19 protein-coding genes are annotated in these 18,567 nt (G+C 53.0%); 2 read left to right on the top strand and 17 right to left on the bottom strand.

The window, feature by feature from the left end:
- Positions 1-101: 101 nt before the first annotated feature.
- Positions 102-542 (top strand): PTS sugar transporter subunit IIA, encoded by a 441-nt coding sequence (locus tag OGX67_RS05225; protein WP_003837482.1) that lies wholly within the window; start codon positions 102-104, stop codon positions 540-542.
- A 61-nt stretch (positions 543-603) separates the two neighbouring features.
- On the top strand, positions 604-1,833 hold the full coding sequence (locus OGX67_RS05220; RefSeq protein WP_071696605.1) for a polysaccharide deacetylase family protein: 1,230 nt from the start codon (positions 604-606) through the stop codon (positions 1,831-1,833).
- Between the two features lie 6 nt (positions 1,834-1,839).
- Here OGX67_RS05220 and panD read toward each other — a convergent pair whose 3' ends face one another.
- The 17 genes from panD to sfsA form a co-directional block, all read right to left on the bottom strand.
- The gene (gene panD / locus OGX67_RS05215) at positions 1,840-2,220 is read right to left on the bottom strand and encodes an aspartate 1-decarboxylase (RefSeq protein ID WP_000621526.1); all 381 of its coding nucleotides are present in this window, start codon (positions 2,218-2,220) and stop codon (positions 1,840-1,842) included.
- A 94-nt stretch (positions 2,221-2,314) separates the two neighbouring features.
- Positions 2,315-3,169 carry a pantoate--beta-alanine ligase gene (gene panC, locus OGX67_RS05210; protein ID WP_071696606.1) on the bottom strand — a complete coding sequence of 285 codons (855 nt, stop codon included), beginning with the start codon at positions 3,167-3,169 and terminating at the stop codon, positions 2,315-2,317.
- Between the two features lie 9 nt (positions 3,170-3,178).
- Positions 3,179-3,970 (bottom strand): 3-methyl-2-oxobutanoate hydroxymethyltransferase, encoded by a 792-nt coding sequence (gene panB / locus OGX67_RS05205; protein WP_071696607.1) that lies wholly within the window; start codon positions 3,968-3,970, stop codon positions 3,179-3,181.
- A gap of 116 nt (positions 3,971-4,086) precedes the next feature.
- On the bottom strand, positions 4,087-5,325 hold the full coding sequence (locus OGX67_RS05200; protein ID WP_257651224.1) for a fimbrial protein: 1,239 nt from the start codon (positions 5,323-5,325) through the stop codon (positions 4,087-4,089).
- A gap of 217 nt (positions 5,326-5,542) precedes the next feature.
- Positions 5,543-6,301 (bottom strand): fimbrial protein, encoded by a 759-nt coding sequence (locus tag OGX67_RS05195; RefSeq protein ID WP_257651223.1) that lies wholly within the window; start codon positions 6,299-6,301, stop codon positions 5,543-5,545.
- 548 nt (positions 6,302-6,849) lie between these two features.
- A complete protein-coding gene (locus OGX67_RS05190; protein ID WP_071696610.1) occupies positions 6,850-7,425 on the bottom strand; it encodes a fimbrial-like protein in 576 nt (191 codons plus the stop codon).
- A 6-nt stretch (positions 7,426-7,431) separates the two neighbouring features.
- Positions 7,432-8,022: a fimbrial protein gene (locus tag OGX67_RS05185; RefSeq protein WP_257651222.1), complete on the bottom strand. Its 591-nt coding sequence runs from the start codon at positions 8,020-8,022 to the stop codon at positions 7,432-7,434.
- A 15-nt stretch (positions 8,023-8,037) separates the two neighbouring features.
- Positions 8,038-8,610, bottom strand: coding sequence for a fimbrial protein (locus OGX67_RS05180; RefSeq protein WP_071696612.1), 573 nt, complete (start codon positions 8,608-8,610; stop codon positions 8,038-8,040).
- 16 nt (positions 8,611-8,626) lie between these two features.
- Positions 8,627-11,227, bottom strand: a complete 2,601-nt coding sequence (locus OGX67_RS05175; RefSeq protein ID WP_071696613.1) for an outer membrane usher protein — start codon at positions 11,225-11,227, stop codon at positions 8,627-8,629.
- A 29-nt stretch (positions 11,228-11,256) separates the two neighbouring features.
- Positions 11,257-12,000 (bottom strand): fimbrial chaperone, encoded by a 744-nt coding sequence (locus tag OGX67_RS05170; RefSeq protein WP_081368684.1) that lies wholly within the window; start codon positions 11,998-12,000, stop codon positions 11,257-11,259.
- Between the two features lie 80 nt (positions 12,001-12,080).
- Complete coding sequence (locus OGX67_RS05165; protein ID WP_071696614.1) at positions 12,081-12,665, bottom strand: fimbrial protein; 585 nt, start codon at positions 12,663-12,665, stop codon at positions 12,081-12,083.
- A gap of 453 nt (positions 12,666-13,118) precedes the next feature.
- Complete coding sequence (locus OGX67_RS05160; RefSeq protein ID WP_071696615.1) at positions 13,119-13,709, bottom strand: fimbrial protein; 591 nt, start codon at positions 13,707-13,709, stop codon at positions 13,119-13,121.
- Positions 13,710-14,310: 601 nt separating this feature from the next.
- Entirely contained in the window at positions 14,311-14,787 is a 477-nt protein-coding gene (folK, locus tag OGX67_RS05155; RefSeq protein WP_071696616.1) for a 2-amino-4-hydroxy-6-hydroxymethyldihydropteridine diphosphokinase, read from the bottom strand.
- Positions 14,784-16,181 (bottom strand): polynucleotide adenylyltransferase PcnB, encoded by a 1,398-nt coding sequence (pcnB, locus tag OGX67_RS05150; protein ID WP_204584345.1) that lies wholly within the window; start codon positions 16,179-16,181, stop codon positions 14,784-14,786. The genes folK and pcnB overlap by 4 nt, the downstream gene beginning before the upstream one ends.
- Positions 16,182-16,252: 71 nt before the next feature.
- Complete coding sequence (gene gluQRS, locus OGX67_RS05145; protein WP_003837490.1) at positions 16,253-17,149, bottom strand: tRNA glutamyl-Q(34) synthetase GluQRS; 897 nt, start codon at positions 17,147-17,149, stop codon at positions 16,253-16,255.
- A gap of 69 nt (positions 17,150-17,218) precedes the next feature.
- Positions 17,219-17,674, bottom strand: coding sequence for an RNA polymerase-binding protein DksA (gene dksA / locus OGX67_RS05140; RefSeq protein WP_003018625.1), 456 nt, complete (start codon positions 17,672-17,674; stop codon positions 17,219-17,221).
- A 177-nt stretch (positions 17,675-17,851) separates the two neighbouring features.
- Complete coding sequence (gene sfsA, locus OGX67_RS05135) at positions 17,852-18,556, bottom strand: DNA/RNA nuclease SfsA (RefSeq protein ID WP_257651220.1); 705 nt, start codon at positions 18,554-18,556, stop codon at positions 17,852-17,854.
- Positions 18,557-18,567: the final 11 nt, after the last annotated feature.

Raw genomic sequence — 18,567 nt, 5'->3', positions numbered from 1 at the left:
CTTTCTTCCTCTCCTTGCCTGGGAGAGGAAGACTTTTGATGCTTGTCACCATTACGGATTTATCACACTGATAAACTACTTGCCTGCTAAGGAGGTAGGCAATGTTAGGTTGGGTAATTACCTGTCATGACGATAAGGCACAGGATATGCTGCATCGTCTGGAGAAAAAGTACGGCCCGTTGGCCCAATGTCAGGCTGTAAGTTTCTGGCGTGGACTCAGCTCGAATATGCTAAGCCGCATGATGTGCCATGCTCTGCATGCTACAGATTCAGGTGAGGGTGTGGTATTCCTGACGGATATGGCTGGGGCTGCGCCTTACCGTGTAGCGTCGCTAATGAGTCATAAACATCCCCAGTGTGAAGTGATTTCAGGTATCAGCTATCCATTGCTTGAGCGAATGATTTCGTCACGGGAATCGCTGAGTAGTTCTGCGTTTCGGGATTGCATCGTCGCACTTGGAGGCCCCGAAGTATCCAGCCTCTGGCATCAACAACAAAAAAATCCCCCCTTCGTGTTGAAGCATGATTTGTATGAGTATTAATCATTGGTATTGATTATGCTTTTGCTACAATAGCCGAGGTTACTCGCCTCGGTTATCTCATATGGTTATGCGCGTTCTGTTTGTTCTGTTGCTCCTGTTTTCTGGCAGCGTCGCTGCGGCTTTGCCTGCTCGTTATATGCAAACCACCGAAGCCGCCGCCGTATGGGCGCAGATTGGCAATAAAATGGTGACGGTAGGGAATATTCGCGCCGGGCAGATCCTCGCCGTTGAGCCAATTGCCGCAGACTATTACGAATTTACCTTCGGCTTTGGCACCGGGTTTATTGATAAGGGGCATCTGGAGCCCGTTCAGGGGCGGCAGAAAGTCGATGATGGTCTGGGCGATCTCAATAAACCGCTCAGCAACCAAAGCCTGGTAACCTGGAAAGATACGCCAGTTTATAACGCTCCGGATGTCGGTAGCGCCCCGTTTGGCGTGCTGGCGGATAATCTGCGTTATCCGGTCATCAGCAAGCTTAAAGACCGACTCAACCAGACCTGGTACCAGATCCGCATTGGTGGCCGACTGGCCTATGTTAGCGCGCTGGATGCGCAGGAAGACAACGGCATCCCGGTGTTAACCTATCATCATATTTTGCGCGATGAAGAGAATACCCGCTTTCGCCATACTTCCACCACCACCTCCGTACGCGCTTTCAGCAACCAGATGGCCTGGCTCCAGGATCGCGGCTACACCACGTTGACGATGTACCAACTGGAAGGCTATATCCGCAATAGCATGAATCTCCCGGCCCGAGCGGTGGTGCTGACCTTTGATGATGGGCTGAAGTCGGTAAGTCGTTATGCTTACCCGATTCTGAAACAACATGGTATGAAGGCCACGGCGTTTATCATCTCATCACGCATCAAACGCCACCCGCAGAAATGGGATCCGAAATCGCTGCAGTTTATGAGCCTCTCTGAACTGAACGAGATCCGGGACGTGTTCGACTTCCAGTCGCATACCCATTTTTTACATCGGGTTGACGCGAATCGCCGACCGATCCTGCTGAGTCGCAGCTATCACAATATTTTGTTCGATTTCGCTCGCTCGCGCCGGGCGCTGTCCCAGTTCAATCCTCACGTTCTGTATTTGTCTTACCCGTTTGGCGGTTATAACGCCACGGCGGTAAAAGCGGCGGGTGACGCGGGATTTCACATGGCGGTCACTACGGTGAGGGGGAAGGTTAAGCCGGGAGATAATCCGTTCTTATTGAAAAGGCTTTATATTTTAAGGACGGATTCGCTGGAGACGATGTCGCGGCTGATAGTCAATCAGCCGCAGGGGTAAGGGTCGTCAGGCAACCTGTACCGGAATGGCTTTCGCGGTGCGTTTCATTTCATTGTCGCCTTCAAAGTAGGCCACTTTCGGACGCCAGGTGCGGGCTTCTTCATCAGACATGGTGACGAAGCTGGCGATAATCACAATGTCGCCAACCTCTGCACAATGCGCTGCAGCACCGTTCACCGAGATGATTCTGGAGCCGCGTTCAGCCGCAATTGCGTAGGTTGAGAAACGTTTTCCGTTGGTCACGTTCCAGATATCAATCGCTTCGTTTTCCAGAATACCGGAGGCATCAAGGAAATCCTGGTCGATGGCACAGGAGCCTTCATAGTGCAGGTCCGCCTGCGTGACTTTTACACGGTGGAGCTTGCCTTGCAGCATGGTGCGAATCATAACTTCTTTACCCTGTCGTTTATCTTGGCTAAGCAGGCGCTACTGACCTGCTTTGAGAATTTTCAGGCAGTATTGCCTGATTTTTAACCCCTGTCTACTGGGCTAATGTAACGCTTTGATTATCGATCAGACGTGCCTGACCCAGCCAGGCGGCGACCAGAATCACTGCGCGTTTACTGGTTTCTGTCAGCTCGAGCAGCGTGTCGGCGTCGCGGATCTGAATATCGTCGGCGCGAAAGCCTTTTTCATTCAGCTCGTGTTCAGCAATGGCGATAATCTCTTCCAGATCGCGTTCCCCTGCCTGCAATTTTTCGCTGATATGGCTCATTACTTTGTACAAGCCCGGGGCAACTTTACGCTGCTCTGTGGTCAGATAACCATTACGCGAGCTTAGGGCTAAGCCGTCTTTGGCGCGAATAATCGGTACGCCGACGATCTCAATGTCATACCCCATATCCGCTACCATTTTGCGGATCAGCGCCAGTTGCTGGAAATCCTTCTCGCCAAAGCAGGCGATATCTGGCTGGATCAGGTTAAACAGCTTGCTGACGATAGTGGAAACACCACGAAAGTGACCCGGACGGCTGGCGCCTTCCAGCATGGTAGACAGTCCCGGAACATCAACATAGGTATGACCTTCCGTACCTTGCGGATAGATTTCTTTCTCTGACGGTGCAAAGACAATATCAACTTTACGCTTGTTCAGTTTTTCGCAATCTTCCTGCAGCGTACGTGGGTAGCGCACCAGGTCTTCCACTCGATCAAACTGCATTGGGTTAACGAAAATACTGACGATCACCACATCAGCCTGAGCCTTTGCTTCATCAACCAGCTTCATATGACCGTCGTGCAGGTTGCCCATGGTAGGGACCAGCGCGACGCGTTTGCCTTCCTGGCGCAGACGACGAATGTGCTGGCGCAGCAGCGGCAGAGTTTCAATAATTAACACGTTGACTCCTTAATGGAAACTGTGTTCTTCACCCGGATAGACGCCGGATTCAACCTCGGTAATATACTGCCGTACTGCGGCGCGCATGTCGCCCGCTTCGGCGAGGAAATTTTTGGCGAATTTTGGAATGTGGCCACCGGTAATGCCGAACGCATCGTGCATCACCAGAATCTGACCATCGGTGACGTTACCTGCGCCAATACCAATCACCGGAATTGACAGTGCCTCGGTGACGCGTTTCGCCAGCTCAACCGGTACGCATTCGAGTACCAGGAGCTGTGCGCCTGCGGCTTCCAGCGCCAGCGCATCTGCCAGCAGAACGTCTCCGGCATCGCCACGACCCTGAATTTTATAGCCGCCAAACACATTCACCGACTGCGGCGTTAGTCCCAGATGGCCACAGACCGGCACCGCGCGCTCGGCCAGCATTTTGACGGTATCAGCAAGCCATGCGCCGCCTTCAATTTTGATCATATTGGCGCCGGCACGCATGACCGTAGCGGCATTTTCGAAGGTTTGCTCCGGCGTGGCGTAAGCCATAAACGGCAGGTCAGACAGCAGCAGGCAGTTCGGCGCGCCGCGACGGACGGCGCGGGTGTGGTAAGCGATATCTTCAACGGTCACAGGCAGGGTGGAATCATGACCCTGAACGGTCATCCCCAGGGAGTCGCCAACCAGCATCACGTTAATGCCTTCGTCAGCGAACAGTTTGGCAAAACTGTAGTCGTAGGCGGTGATGGTGGCGAAGCGTTTCTTTTCCTGTTTGCATTTCTGCAGCAAGGCGATGGTGGTTGGTTTCATCATAACCCCTGTTGGTCATAAATTGTATGAATGCAATGCGCGCATTGTAGGGGAAGAGAGGACGGAACGTTAGCCCTTTGTGGGCATATCCATCCTGATGGCGCTTTCGGGCGTCATCAGGGATAGTCGAGCGTAAAAATACCGTTGGCTTTGAAGTTGCCTGAGCCAATTTTCTGATTGCCGTCGCGTTTGAGCGTGGCCAGAAAGTTGAGCGTCAGCGACTGGTTTTTCCCGTTTTCGCTGGTGCCGTAGATATTGTCGTCGCCCGACGTATCGCGCTGCTCGCTATAGACTGAGGTGGTGTCGTTAGGCAGCAGTACCATCTGCGGGCTATAGCCGTTGGCGACGCCGCTGATCTCCACGCCGACGCCGGTGGCCTGGTTCATGGTCAGGATGTTGCCGAGCATCGTGCGGTTGCTGGCGAGCGTAGTGGTGGTCAGCGTGACGTTAATATTGCGCAGGCCGCGGCAGCCGGCGAGATTAATGGCAAACGGCACCGCGGCGGCGCCGCGAATAATCTGGTTTGGGCTGTAGCTGCCCAGGTTTACAGTGGTGCCGTTGACGCTGCTGCCGCTGGCAACCGGCTGCGTGGTGCAGGTCGGCTCGCTGACGCTAACGGCGCTGACATCAATTGTGACGTTTTGATAATAACTTTTGATACCGCTGCCGGGGTTTTCGTTCCAGATGCGTACGTGATAGTCGCCATTTTTTAGCAGGCTAATCTTCGAACTGACTGGCGTATAGGTTTGGTCGGTATAGAAGGTGATGGCCGCGTAGAACCCGAGCCCGCCCAGACTGTTGTATTGCATACCGCTGCCGCTGGTGTCGGAACAAACATGGCCGTTATCTTTGACCGTAATCACGTTGTGCATGATTCCGTCCACGACGGGCAGCGTTGAGGCGGTCACGCTGAGGGTGTATGAGCTGAACGATCGCAACGTGAGCGAGAAGTAGAGGCCGGTAATATTGGTTTTAAATAACGCTGCGCCGCCATAGCGACCAGCGGGCACCAGCCCGGACTCGACGGATAAGTGGTTGCTGGTGGCCGCGCCCGTCGAGGTACAGTACAGGCGGTCTTTGCCGCTGGACGAGCCGTGTGAGCCGTTCCAGTTTATGGTGACGTTGGCGGGGGCCAGCGTGTCGCTGCGGCTGAAGTAGACGGTTCGCCCGCTGGGGTAAGTAAGAGTGTTCGTACCGTCGCCAACCGGCCCGCCGTCCGAAGCGTAGGTGGTGCCGCCCAGCACGAACGTTTGCGTCGCGGCCTGCGCGCTGGCAGAGAACAGCAGTATTATGAGTGCCGTGCGTAAAACGGCCATCAGGCGGCGGTAAAACGGTACGTTAGGGCTCCTTCCCATCGTTATATCCTTGCTTGTCCACGATAACGCTATTGTCCGTAATAGCTTTCTCTTCCCTCAGTAGTGGGCTTGAGATTTTTCTTATCATGACACAACAAGGTCCGCGGCGTTCGAGCACTTTGTCGCTAAATATGTAACCTGTGTATTTTTGTAATGCCGGCGTTCGGGGCGACACCGCGTTCAATATCCTCCCGGCGGCAGGCCGCCGGGGCAGTGCTCAGGGGTAATCCAGCGTAAAGATGCCGTTGGCCTTAAAGTTACCGGAGCCGATTTTCTGATTGCTGTCGCGCTTAAGCGTGGCGAGGAAATTCAGGGTATGGGTTTGCACCTTGCCGTTTTCACTGGAGCCGTAAATATTGTCATCGCTCGCGGTGTCGCGCTGGTCGTTATATACCGAGGTGCTCTCGTTCGGAATGATTAGCGTTTCTGTGCTGTAGTTATTGGCCGCGCCGCGAATTTCCAGCCCGACGCCGGTGGCGTGGTTAAGGGTGAGAATATTGCCGAGCAGGGTAGCATCGGTTGCGACGTTGGTGGATGCGAGCGTGACGTTAATATTGCGCAGCCCCTTACAGCCTCCCAGGTTGATGGCAAACGGCACGGCGGTTGCCCCGTTGATGATATCGTTCGGGCTGTAGCTACCCAGGTTGACGGTCGAGCCGCTCACGCTGTTGCCGCTGGCGACCGGTTGGGTGGTGCAGGTAGGCTCGGCGACGGTCACGGCGCTGATATCGAAGGTCACATTCTGGTAATAGCCGGTAATTCCTGCGCCAGGGTTTTCATTCCAAATGCGCACGTGGTAATCACCGCTTTTGAGTAAGCTGATTGTTGAAGTTCCGGGTGTATAGGTTTGGTCGGTGTAAAACGTAATGGCCGCGTAAAACCCTAAAGTGCCCATCGATTTGTAGTTGATATCGCCAGTTTCGTTAGTTTGGCTGCAAAGGTGGCCATTATCTTGTACTGAAATAACATTTTTCATAACACCATCCCGGATTTGCAGCGTTGGTGCCGTTACAATAAGTGCATATGAACTAAAAGAACGTAAGGCGAGTGAAAAATAGAGGCCTGTAATATTGGTTTTAAATATTGCAACACCGCCATAGCTCCCCGCTGTAATGAGTCCTGATTCTACAGATAGTGATCCATTCCCCGAGCCTTGATCTGACTGGGTACAAAAAAGACTATCAGTCTCTGAACTTGAGGAACCGTGAGATCCGTTCCAGTTGATGATGACGTTTGCGGGTGCCAGTTCTGGTGTCTGGCTGAAATAGACGGTACGGCCGCCAGGGTAGGTGAGTACTTTGTTGCCATTGCCTGATGGCCCGCTAAGGTCCGAGGGGGGAACATAATTCCCCAGGGTAAAAGTCTGTATGGCATAAGCCTCGCCTGAAATAAACGCCAATGTTGCGAGCAGTATTGATATCGTCATTTGACGTGTGGTTTGCCAGAATCTGTTCTGGCGTTGATCGTATTGGCTGGTTGATATCCATTTCATTGTTCTAACCTTTTTTAAAATCAGAAAACCCACTATTCGTAATACACCGACACCAGCACGCTGGACTTTACCGGGCCGCTGACGATGGATTGGCCAGACTGTATTTTCTGCATTCGGGCGTAAAACGAATAGCGGCTGTCGGCGTAGTTGGCGGCGGTAACGTCATAGCGGCTGCGCGGCGTCCCGTCGGTATTCATCACGTTGTAAACGTTGTTGGCGTCGTTAACCGAGAAAATGACCACTCCCACGTTTTTGGCACCGTCGGCTTCGTCGTTGGCGAAAATTTGCGTCGAGCCCACGGCGAAGCTGCCGGACAGCGGCGAAAAATGGACGATGAGCGTTGAGGGCGTTTTACCGCTAACCGGCATGCAGTCTTTGACGTGTACGTAGAAGGTGCTGCCGCCTTTATAGAGATCTTCTGCGGTGATGCCGCTGGCAAAATAGTCGATGCCCCAGGAGCCGAGGCTGACCAGCCCGTTATTGTCGACCGAGACCTGACAGGTGGTGTTGACGACGTTGGCTTTGATTTCGACGTCGGTATCGGCCTGGATCTGGGGGGACAGAAGCAAGAGGCCAACCGCCGCTGCGCCGCACAATAGTTTGCTCATCGCACGTTACTCATAGGTAATGGTAAACAGGCCCTGGGTCGAAAACGAGCCGGTGTGTAAATCAGCAATCGTGCTGCCCGAAGCCAGCACGATGCGCGCGCTGAGCGGCCACACGACGGTGGTGGTATCGCTGGCTTCGGCGAGATCGATTAACTGCTGCGCCGGGCTGGCGCAGCGCAGCTGCTTGCTGCCGCTGGCTTCAGGCGTGGCCCCCGTCCAGACTTCCGCTGACACGCCAGCGGCGTCATCGCTGCCGCTCAGCGCGTTGCGAAAACCGTTACCGCCGCCGGAGGCGCCGTCGCAGCCGGTTTTGGCCGTTAGCGTGACGGTCGCCTGCTTTTTGGCAAGCCCTATGCAGTCGCTGAACACCAGCGAAAAGGGGCGCGATTTGCTCTTATTGACGATCTGAGGAATATAGACGTCGCCCATATCTACAGTCGTATTCGCCGTGCCGCTGTCGTCGTGCAGGGTAGCCAGGCAGGTTGAGGGCGTAATGGTGGTGGAAACCGTTAACTCCAGCGAGTTAGAGCCCGCAAAGCCTGGCGCCGTGTTCAGAAGCAGCACCAGCGCGGTACACGGCGGTAACAGATATCGCATCAATGCAGCCCTCGGTTATTCATAGGTAAACGTAAAGAGCGCCTTGGCCTGAAAGTCGCCTGGTGTTGGGGTCAGCGAGGTACTGGCGCGGCGGAAAAAAGCGTTCAGCTCCATACCGTTGGCTATCTGGCCGGCGCTCCAGTCGATTTTTTGCGTGCCGTCGACCTTAAAGCGGCTGCCCTCATCGCTGCCGTTCGGTTTAAAGCCCAGCCCAACGTTTTCGGCGTTGCCGCTGGTTAGCGTGTTTTTCAGCATAAAAAGGGTATTTGACAGCGTGACGCCTTGTACGGTCATCTTCAGTGAGGTGATCTCGTTATTGCACTCCTTCGGCAGCAATTTAAAGCTGGCCTCGGTGCTGGCGGTGGCGCTGAGCAGCTCGGCAATCCCGAAGTTTGGAATAGTGAGATCGTATTGCGTTCCGCTGCCGCTGACCGAGGCGTTATTGAGACTGACGACGCTCATGAGGCAGGTGGTTTCTTCAATCACCGCGGTGAAATCCAGGCTTAACCCCTGGGTTGTGGCGAAGCCCGGCGGCGCCAGCAGCGCGGCGGCGAGCGTCAGCGAGCGGATTACGCGGTAAGTTCTCATCCTTGATCCTCGCAATTTATTGCATTTGGCAGGGCACGGCGCCCAGGACGATGGTTTTACCCATCTGCTTGTCGTTGCCCGACGCCACTTGGTAGCGCGCGCGGCAGCGCTGCGTTTGATTCTGCTTACTCCAGCGCACTTCAAGTTCGCCGCTTTCGCCGATGCCGCGTACGAAGGCCTGGCTACCCTGGCCTACCGTGCCCAGCAGGTTGTTGCTGAGGTCGTACACTTCGGCGGTGAACGGCACCGGCTGGCGGTCGCTGCGCACCAGGTTGAGAATGGCGGATTTCCCCTGGTCGGTTTCGAATTTGCTGACCACTACCGCGCCGCGTCTGGGGATCACGGTGGCGCTGGTGCTCTTCATTTCGACGTCGTTATCCAGCTCGTTGACATCAAGCGAGACGATATTTTCCCGGTACGGGGTTAATGAACTGCCGATACCGTAACCAAAGCGGTCAACGGTGCTGTTGCCGTAGTCGATGCGCGCGCCCTGCGCGCCAGGGGCGTCGATCACCACCAGCGTATCGCTGTCGCCAAAGCTCTGATTACTGAAGGTTAAGCCGCCGCTGTGCAGCACAAAGCCGCCGTCGGTATTTAATGAATACTGACGCGAGCTGTCGTTGCTGGCCGACGCCGAGGCGGCGATATTGCCGTAACTGGAGTCGTAGCTGACGTAGGAACTGACGGTGGAGAGGTCTTTGCCCTCTTTTTCCATGTTGTACGCGGTGCTGACGCTATAGCTCCAGCGGTTGTCGGCGCTGTAGCCGCTGGCGCTGGTATTAAACTGGTTGCTGCCGTCGAAATCGCTGCTTACGCTGCTGTTCAGCGTACGGAAGCCGCCGCTGTCGCGGTCGGTGCCCAGCAGTTTATCCAGCGGAATGGTCACGCTGAGGTAGACCGAATCGTCGCGGTTATCGTCTTCGTCGTAGGTACGCTGCAGGTTGATGCTGTAGCTGGCCCAGCCGATGCTGTTGCTGTAGCCAGCGGAGAAGCTGCTGCGCGAATCATTGGTCACCCAGTAGTCGGCCCAGCTGCCGGTGAGGTACAGCGAACCGTAGTTGATATCCTCATCCTTCAGGCTCTGGTTGAGGCTGATGGTGAACTGGTTTTTCATTCGCGAGTAGTCGTTCATGCCGCGAGCGTTGTCGCCGCTGCTGTGTTCGGCATCGTCAATAATGCTCAGCGCGTCGCTCAGCCCCAGATAATCTTTGGTGGAATAGCGATAGGCGGCAATGTTCAGCGATGTGTCCGTCGGGGCGAAGAACTTGTTCCAGGAAATACGGTAGCTTTGACCACGGTAGGTTTTGTCATCGGGGATCTCCGCCTGCGATTGCGTCACGTCAAAGGAGAGGGCGCCGACGAGGGTGTTCATCCCGACGCCCAGCAGCCCGGCAAAATAGCCGTTGTCGGTGGCCTGAATGCCGCTAAAGCCGGTGAAGGTGCTGTTGAGGCCGTAGTAGAAGGTGCCCTGCGCGAGGCCCGGCTCGTCATGCAGGCTGTCGTCGTTGACCTGGCCGATGCTGATATCCCAGCTGCCGACGCCGGGGTGCATCATTTGCACCAGCGACGAGAAGGCCTGGCTAAAGCTGTGCTTCGAGCCGTCGGCTTCGGTAATGGTGACCTCAAGGTCCGCGCCGTAGCCGGACGGCGAAAGATCGTCGATCGAAAACGGCCCCGGCGGCACCGTGGTTTCGTAGATTTTGTAGCCGTTCTGCGTGATGGTCACTTTAGCGTTGCTTTTGGCGACGCCGCGAATCGTTGGCGCATAGCTGGCAAGCTGCGGCGGCAGCATCTGCGATTCGCTGTACAGGCGTACGCCGCGCAGGCTGACGGTATCAAAGCTTTCGCCGCTGGTGCTGGCTTCACCGATCACCAGTTGAGAACGCAGCGCGGCAATATCCCGCTGAACGTAGCGGTTCTGGTATTCAATATTGCTGCTGCCGTCTTTTTGCCACGAGTAGTTACCCTGTGCGCGGAAGTGCCATGCGCCAAGGTTGATGCCGCCGTTAAAGCCTGCGTACACGCTGTCTTCGTCACCGTAGTCGTTCTGGCTTTTCCAGGCGCTGACGTTATAAGACAGCATCGCGGCCGGAACGCCGTCATCCCATAGCGATGGATCAACATAGCTGGCGAAGCCTTTTTGCACCCATATTTGCGGTACGCCCACGTCCAGCCGCTGGTCGCCGCCGTCGAAGTTGAGCGTAGACTGAGGGATCGCTAATGCGAGGTTAAGGCAGCTGTCCGCACTGTCTTCCCGGGTTAGCAGCAGCGCATTGTCGGGCAGATCATCGGGCATGCGGATATGCAGCTGGCTTAGCATTTTCGGCGTTACACAGGCCTGTGTTTTACCTTTTGCGGTTTCAATAAATTCGACTTTTAGCGTGGTCACCAGATCGTTATTGACGTAGCCGCTCACTTCGTAGACGCCGGGGGAGATCGCGTTACCGTTGGAATAACGGCTGAGATCGACCTGGCTGGCGCCCGGCCCCATTAAAAACGAGCTGTCAAATTCTAGCGTTTCATTTTCGGCCCGCGCAGAGAGACTGCCGGACAGGAGGGTAAAGGCAATAAAACGAGTCAGGAATGTTATCCTGAATTGTGTTGACCGCTGTTTCATTGGCGCATCCGAAGTATTAAATAAAAGCGTTAAATATCCACCTTGCCATTAATGGCGCCGCCAAAATCGCTGATTGCGACATAGCTAATGCTGGTTTTGGCTGGCGTACCGGTTAACCCCAAAATAGTGAAATCAGATTCGCCTTTGGGGGCGACCATTGAGGCCGAAACGGTATATTTTCGCCCGCCGACCATGGCCTCCACTTTGTTAAAGGAAACGAAATAGCCGGTGGGATTGGTGACATGAACGACCGGCTTTCCGGCTTTTTGCTGCATCCGCCACTGTAATTTTTGCGGGGCTTCTGCGGCGGTGCCGTCAAGACCGTTGGGGCGATAAAACAGCTTGATGCGCGTACGGAACGCTAACTGAAGAATGTTTTTTTCTTTAACGTCTTCGTCTTTCATTTTGGGCGGCACTTCCAGCACGTTAAACCAATAGATGCTTTCGCGATCGTTGGGCAATGAGCGGCTGCCGGTGTAGGTAAACTTGACGGTTTGCCCGCGGCCCGGCTCGATACGGGAAACCGGCGGCGTGGCGTTAAAGGGAACGTTGATTGTGCTCGGGTCGGCATTTTGGTTACCGTCGTCCAGCCAGCTTTGTACCAATGCAGGGCGGGAACCTTTATTTTCCAGACGGATAGAAATATCTTTTTGCGCTTCTTTATAAATAACGCGCGTGCCGGACAGAACGATATCTGCCATTGCTGAAGGTATGACTGAACAGGCAGCAACGGCAGAAAGAGTGAAATAAAGAGAACGACGCATCCTGGTCATTATGATTCCTCCATGGAGATGATTCAGGGGGAATATTGCGCGTTTAAGCGCACGCTATTCCCCCTCTTAGGTATTAACGATTAGTTATAGGTCAAGGTATACGCGGTGTTGGACTTCACGTAGCCCGACGTAACCTGTACTGCGCTGGACTGCTTGACGTAAGAAACGACGAAGTTGAATTTCGCCACGCCGTCGGCGCCGAATTCGCTATCATGGATATCGGCAGCATCGTTGATTTTGACCTGTTTGTAGGCCAGCGTCGCGCCGGAACCGTCGACCTGGTGGATTGCCAGATTCACGCCGGCTGCCGGGCTGCTGATGGAGTCATCGTTATTCAGCGTACCGCTGCTGTTGCTGAAGAAGGTGGACGCCATGCTCAGGTGAGCTTTGGTGTTGGTATTCGTTGAACCGCAGTCTACGGTGATGTAGAACGACTCTGGCTGTACACCAACAGCGCCAAGCTGGACGCCCAGATCGGCCTGAATATCACCCACTTTAGCAGTGTTCAGCTGAACCTGACCGTCCTGGCTGCCGCCGTTAACGTGTGGAACACAGGTGTTATCGCTGACCAGACCGGCGAAATCAACCTGGCCGCCATCAATGGCAAATGCCGAGGTGGAGGCTGCAGACAGAACGAGAGACAGTGCAATTAACTTTAATTTCATTTAGAAATATCCTTGTTAAAAAAATAAATATTACGTCAAGCCGGCGCAATTATAGAGAATACCCTCGCTGTGTAAAAATAACTCACATGGATATTTCCTTCGCTTCTTATTTATTTTGTTAATATATTATGTTTGTGTTAGGCCTAATTATGTTGTTTAAGTGTGATGCTTGTTTAATGTAAGGCTGTTTTTTATGTAAATAATGTGTTTTGTACAGTATCTGTATTGTTTTATTTGTGAGGTGAGTTTTTTTACTCACTATTATCTGATTTAAGTATGTTTTATTTTTATTGAGTTTGATAATCACATTTCATTTTTTACTATTATAAAAAATGAAATGTGGCTGAAGTTGAACTTAAAAGCTTGAGCGTTCGCCATCCCTTCGTTCATCAATCGCCGTACTTTAAAAAGGAGCTACTTCACGGCGTAAAATAGCCCCTTGAAAGGGCTTAATTAATCGTAAACCAGAGTATATGCGGTATTGGACTTCACGTAGCCCGCCTTGATCTGCACTGCGGTTGACTGCTTAACGTAAGAAACCACGAAGTTAAATTTCGCCACGCCGTCAGCACCAAATTTTTGTTTGTGGACGTCGCTAGTGTTGTTGATTTTAACCTGCTTGTAAGCCAGCGCCGCGCCGGAGCTGTCAACTTCATGAATCGCCAGGTTCACGCCAGCCGCCGGGCTGGAGATGGAATCATCGTTATTCAGCGTACCGTTGCTGTTGCTGAAGAACGTAGAGGCCATGCTCAGGTTGGCATTTGCGTTGGTGTTGGCTGAACCACAGTCGACGGTGATGTAGAACGATTCAGGCTGTACGCCGACTGCGCCAAGCTGGACGCCGCTATCGGCCTGGATATCTGCCACTTTGGCCGTGTTCAGCTGAACCTGGCCATCCTGGCTGCCGCCGTTAACGCGTGGGATGCAGGTATTGTCGCTGACCAGACCGGCAAAATCGATCTGGCCGCCGTCGAGGGCGAATGCAGAAGAGGAGAGCAGTGCGGCAGAGAGCGCGACCGACAGCGCGATGATGTTTTTCTTCACAACGAATATCCTTATATAGAGTGGTAATAGATGAATTGAAGCTGTAACAAAATGTTATTTTAATTCAGGGGCATTAAACCTGATATTGCGCAGATTTGTAAAATTCACCCCGCGTATAAGAATAATTTATTTATTCTTATTGGCTATTTTATTTTGTTGTTTTATCTCTCCGGTAAGGAAATTGTTTGTATGTCATTTGTTTTGGTTATGGATTGCCTTTGATTAAATGGAATAATGTAATGATTTGAGTTTTTTTTCGTAATATATAGACGATTTGCTGAATGAATTGTTATGGTTAATTGATCGGCAATAGCGAGTATATTGAACGGTTTTTATTTAATTTATTTCCGATATTGATGAGTGTTATTGTTTTAGATATTTTAAATATTGAATTTAAAAAATATCATGTGAAATGATTTTAAATTATTCCCATAATGTGAATTAAAAGGGTTAGATATTATTTAATATGGTTTTAAATAACTTTATTGTGATTTCTGTTGCCCTTTTTTCTGCATAACGAAGACAACGCCCATTCGGTGTGTCTGGGCCTTTTGCACATTAAATTTCTGATTTATTCCTGGAAGGGTAATACAGGGGCGGTTTACCAGAGGGCGGGGCAGGGAGGCAGCTGACGCAGGCATTCTGCCAGCAGCTGTCCATCGGGGAAATGCAGTTCGGGCGCAATTTCAAACAGCGGCCACAGCATAAAACCACGGTTTTTCATGTCGTAGTGCGGCACGGTCAGGCGTTCGGTGTTAATCACTTCGTCGCCAAACAGCATAATATCGAGGTCCAGTGTTCGCGGTCCCCAGCGTTCAGCTTTGCGCACCCGGCCCTGTTGCAGTTCAATTCGTTGGGTATGATCCAGCAACGCTTCGGGGGCGAGAGCGGTATCCAGCGCTACGGCGGCGTTCAGATAGTCGGGCTGATCCTGTGGACCCAACGGGGGGGTACGATAAAACGAAGAAACCGCAACGATACGGCTGTCAGGGATTTCGCCGATCGCTTGCACGGCAGCATTCACCTGCTCCAGGGGAGAAGCTAAATTACTGCCGATGGCGATATAAACGACGGTCACGCGCTACCTTCGCGACGCGGTGCACGCTTACGCGGGCGACGATGGCGGCGGCGTACGTCAGGCTCTTCATCCAGTTCGTTCAGCATGCCTTTTTGTTCCGGCGGCGCTGAAACCTGGAATTCACCCCACCATTTCGCCAGCCGTTGCAGTTCAGCGTTGTGTTCTACTTCGGCACGCAGTGCTAACAGGTCGTAAGCTGCGCGGAACTTTGGATGTTCCATCAGCTTCCAGGCGCGTTTACCCTGACGACGGGACATACGTAATTGCAACTGCCAGATATCGCGAGTTAGCGAGGTCAGACGTTTCGGGATCGCCAGCGAGCGGCAGGCTTCGTCCAGCACGTCGTTCATTGCCAGCGCGAAAGCGTCGTAGTAAGCCAAACCGCTTTCTTGCGCAATTTTCTGCGCGGCTTCCAGTAACGGATACCAGAACATCGCGGCGAACAAGAACGCCGGGTTAACGCGCATATCATTGTTAATGCGGTTATCGGTATTCTTTAGTACCTGAGCGATAATGCGTTCCATCGGGCTGTCACCGTCTTCGGTGAAGTAGCGTGTAATGGTTGGGAACAGCGGCTGGAACAGGCTGTACTCACGCAGTTTTTTATAGGTTTCATACCCATAGCCCGCCTGTAACAGCTTCAGTGCTTCTTCAAACAGGCGTGCGGGAGGAATGTCGTTCAGCAGCGTTGCCAGACGCGGGATCGGCTCTGCGGTTTCCGGGCTGATACGCATGTCGAGCTTGGCGGCAAAGCGCACGGCGCGCAGCATACGCACGGGATCTTCGCGATAGCGCGTTTCCGGATTACCGATCAGGCGAATGATGCCCTCTTCGAGGTCCTGCATACCGCCGACGTAATCACGTACGGTGAAATCGGCCACGCTGTAATACAGGCTGTTTATCGTGAAATCGCGACGTTGGGCATCTTCTTCAATGGAGCCGAAGATGTTGTCGCGCAGCAACATACCGTTTTGCCCGCGTTGCGACGTGGTGCGATCGGCTTCGCTGCCTTCATGATGGCCGCGGAACGTCGCCACTTCGATAATTTCTGGGCCGAACATGACATGAGCCAGACGGAAACGGCGACCGACCAGGCGACAGTTACGAAACAGTTTGCGCACCTGATCCGGCGTTGCGTTAGTGGTGACATCAAAATCTTTCGGCTTTTTGCCCAGCAAAAGATCGCGTACACCACCGCCAACCAGCCATGCCTCGTATCCGGCCTTATTGAGCCTGTACATTACCTTCAGGGCATTTTCACTGATATCTTTGCGGGAGATAGAGTGCTGCTCACGCGGAATTACCGTCATATGTGGACGGGTGACGGCGAGCTCAGCCTCGCGCTCCTCGCGGCTTAGCACCTTGCGGCAAAAATTAGCGACTCGGGTAAAAATAGTGCACCTCGGTAGTGTCAAACTTCAATCAGAACAAGTGTTGCTGTGTAAAAATAGCGGCTAATCATAGCTCAGCGTGGCGCATTTGAGAATGCCGGATTTAAGATCGCTGATTCTGGCACTGTTGTCAGACGCCAGTTCTCAACGGCAAACTCCAGGATCTGGTCCACACGCATCTCCTGCCACGGGATATCGGCACGCTGGCCGAGAAAGCGTAGCGCGGCAATAATCACCGGGCGCGGATCGCCTTGCGGTAGCGCAGGTGCATGATTTTGTTTTGAAAGTTTAGCGCCTTGTTCGTTGAGCGCCAGCGGAAGATGAATATAGTCAGGCGCTTGCCAGCCAAACTGCTGATACAAAGAGATTTGTCGCACCGTGGGTTCGATGAGATCGGCGCCGCGAACAATCTCCGTTACGCCCTGAAAATGGTCATCAACTACCACGGCGAGATTATAGGCAAACAGCCCGTCGCGGCGGTGGATGATAAAATCTTCACCAGCAAGTTGCGGGTCAGCCTGAATCACACCGCGTAGCCGGTCAGTAAACTGCATCACGGGATGGCGTTGTTTAATACGGACGGCCGCCTGTTCTGGCCCGAGGCGTAACTCACGGCAGTGACCGTCGTAAATACCGCCGACGCTTTGAATACGCGCTCGCGTGCAGGTGCAGTAATAGCTCAGATCTTGCTGATGCAGCCAGGTAAGCGCCTCGCGGTAGGCTTCGTGGCGTTGGGATTGCCATAAAATATCGCCATCCCAGTGCAGGCCGTAATGTTCCAGCTGACGCAGGATCGTATCTGCAGCACCGGGAACTTCACGAGGGGGATCAATATCTTCAATGCGTACTCGCCAGATTCCGCGCCGGGCACGAGCCTGCAGGTAACTGCCGAGGGCGGCAATCAGTGAACCGAAATGCAGTTCGCCGGAGGGGGAAGGGGCGAAGCGGCCAATATAGTGTGAATCGCTCATTTTGCGGACTGACAAATAATAAGGCGGGAGAAACTCCCGCCTGTAGTAAATGTGGTAAAAATGACCGGATTAACCTGCCATCTGTTTTTCGCGGATTTCTGCCAGCGTTTTGCAGTCGATACATAGATCGGCTGTTGGACGCGCTTCCAGACGGCGAATACCAATTTCTACGCCGCACGATTCGCAGTAGCCGAAATCTTCGTCTTCTACTTTCTTCAGCGTCTTCTCGATCTTTTTGATCAGTTTGCGCTCACGGTCACGGTTACGCAGCTCAAGGCTGAATTCTTCTTCCTGCGCGGCGCGGTCCACCGGATCAGGGAAGTTAGCCGCTTCGTCTTGCATATGAGATACGGTGCGATCAACTTCATCCCTAAGTTGATTACGCCATGCCTCAAGAATACGCCTGAAGTGCGACAGCTGGGCTTCGTTCATATACTCTTCGCCCGGTTTCTCCTGGTACGGCTCCACCCCAGCGATGGCGAGAATACTCAGGGACGATGTTTTACGGTTTTGCCCTTCTTGCATGTTGCTTCTCCTTAACACGCACTATCGATCCCCATGTTCGGGGGAAAAATCAGGTCGCTATAAATAGCAGATGCTTTTCCGGATAGCAATTATCTAAACGTAACACTTGACAACCCTGTGAGGAAAAGCGTATTTGCCCACGCGCCCAGAATACTAATTAACCAAATGTTTACACCATTACAAGGTAATGGGCAACGGCTCTTTAAGAGTCATGCCATGGGCAGAAAGTTCCGCTTTATAAACCAGAATTTCTACCCCCTTAAGCTGTGCTTCAACTAACAATTGCGCATATTTTGCATCGATATGGCGCGCGGGTGAAAACCGTGTAATGGCTGAATGCAGCACCGCGAAAAATATCACCGCCCGCTTGCCTTCTGCCGCTACGCTCATCAATTCCCGAAGATGCTTCTGACCTCGTTCAGTGATGGCATCGGGAAAATAACCCTGATCATTTTCCGCCAACGTGACTGATTTCACTTCAATATAGCAGTCAGGTCGGGAATCCGCCTGCAACAAAAAGTCGATACGGCTCCCTTCTGCGCCGTATTTTACTTCACTTTTCAAGGCACTGTAGCCTGAAACTTCCGAAATAAGCTCATTCTGAATAGCTTCTTTCGTTAATCTGTTGGCCCACAGTGTGTTAACACAAATAAAAGCACCCTTTTGCGTTTGTGTTAATTCCCAGGTATGAGGATATTTCCGTTTAGTATTTTCTGATGTCGAAAACCAGACTGTGTCCCCCGGCGTTGCACATCCGGTCATCGCGCCGGTATTGGGGCAGTGTAACGTTAACGTTGAGCCATCCGGGGTGATCACATCCGCTAAAAAACGCTTGTAGCGCTGGATGAGCGTTGCAGGTTGTAAAGGTGGAGAAAATTGCATCAACAGTCCCT

It is taken from the genome of Citrobacter sp. Cf118, assembly GCF_030334095.1.
Classification (GTDB): domain Bacteria; phylum Pseudomonadota; class Gammaproteobacteria; order Enterobacterales; family Enterobacteriaceae; genus Citrobacter; species Citrobacter freundii.
This window is presented reverse-complemented; position numbering and strand designations above follow the sequence as displayed.

Excerpts from the sequence above, each read along its gene's own strand:
- OGX67_RS05225 (WP_003837482.1), top strand. The coding sequence starts at position 102 with ATGTTAGGTTGGGTAATTACCTGTCATGACGATAAGGCACAGGATATG.
- OGX67_RS05220 (WP_071696605.1), top strand. The coding sequence starts at position 604 with ATGGTTATGCGCGTTCTGTTTGTTCTGTTGCTCCTGTTTTCTGGCAGC.
- panD (WP_000621526.1), bottom strand. The coding sequence starts at position 2,220 with ATGATTCGCACCATGCTGCAAGGCAAGCTCCACCGTGTAAAAGTCACG.
- panB (WP_071696607.1), bottom strand. The coding sequence starts at position 3,970 with ATGAAACCAACCACCATCGCCTTGCTGCAGAAATGCAAACAGGAAAAG.
- OGX67_RS05200 (WP_257651224.1), bottom strand. The coding sequence starts at position 5,325 with ATGGGAAGGAGCCCTAACGTACCGTTTTACCGCCGCCTGATGGCCGTT.
- OGX67_RS05195 (WP_257651223.1), bottom strand. The coding sequence starts at position 6,301 with ATGAAAAATGTTATTTCAGTACAAGATAATGGCCACCTTTGCAGCCAA.
- OGX67_RS05190 (WP_071696610.1), bottom strand. The coding sequence starts at position 7,425 with ATGAGCAAACTATTGTGCGGCGCAGCGGCGGTTGGCCTCTTGCTTCTG.
- OGX67_RS05185 (WP_257651222.1), bottom strand. The coding sequence starts at position 8,022 with ATGCGATATCTGTTACCGCCGTGTACCGCGCTGGTGCTGCTTCTGAAC.
- OGX67_RS05180 (WP_071696612.1), bottom strand. The coding sequence starts at position 8,610 with ATGAGAACTTACCGCGTAATCCGCTCGCTGACGCTCGCCGCCGCGCTG.
- OGX67_RS05175 (WP_071696613.1), bottom strand. The coding sequence starts at position 11,227 with ATGAAACAGCGGTCAACACAATTCAGGATAACATTCCTGACTCGTTTT.
- OGX67_RS05170 (WP_081368684.1), bottom strand. The coding sequence starts at position 12,000 with ATGACCAGGATGCGTCGTTCTCTTTATTTCACTCTTTCTGCCGTTGCT.
- OGX67_RS05165 (WP_071696614.1), bottom strand. The coding sequence starts at position 12,665 with ATGAAATTAAAGTTAATTGCACTGTCTCTCGTTCTGTCTGCAGCCTCC.
- gluQRS (WP_003837490.1), bottom strand. The coding sequence starts at position 17,149 with ATGAGCGATTCACACTATATTGGCCGCTTCGCCCCTTCCCCCTCCGGC.
- dksA (WP_003018625.1), bottom strand. The coding sequence starts at position 17,674 with ATGCAAGAAGGGCAAAACCGTAAAACATCGTCCCTGAGTATTCTCGCC.
- sfsA (WP_257651220.1), bottom strand. The coding sequence starts at position 18,556 with ATGCAATTTTCTCCACCTTTACAACCTGCAACGCTCATCCAGCGCTAC.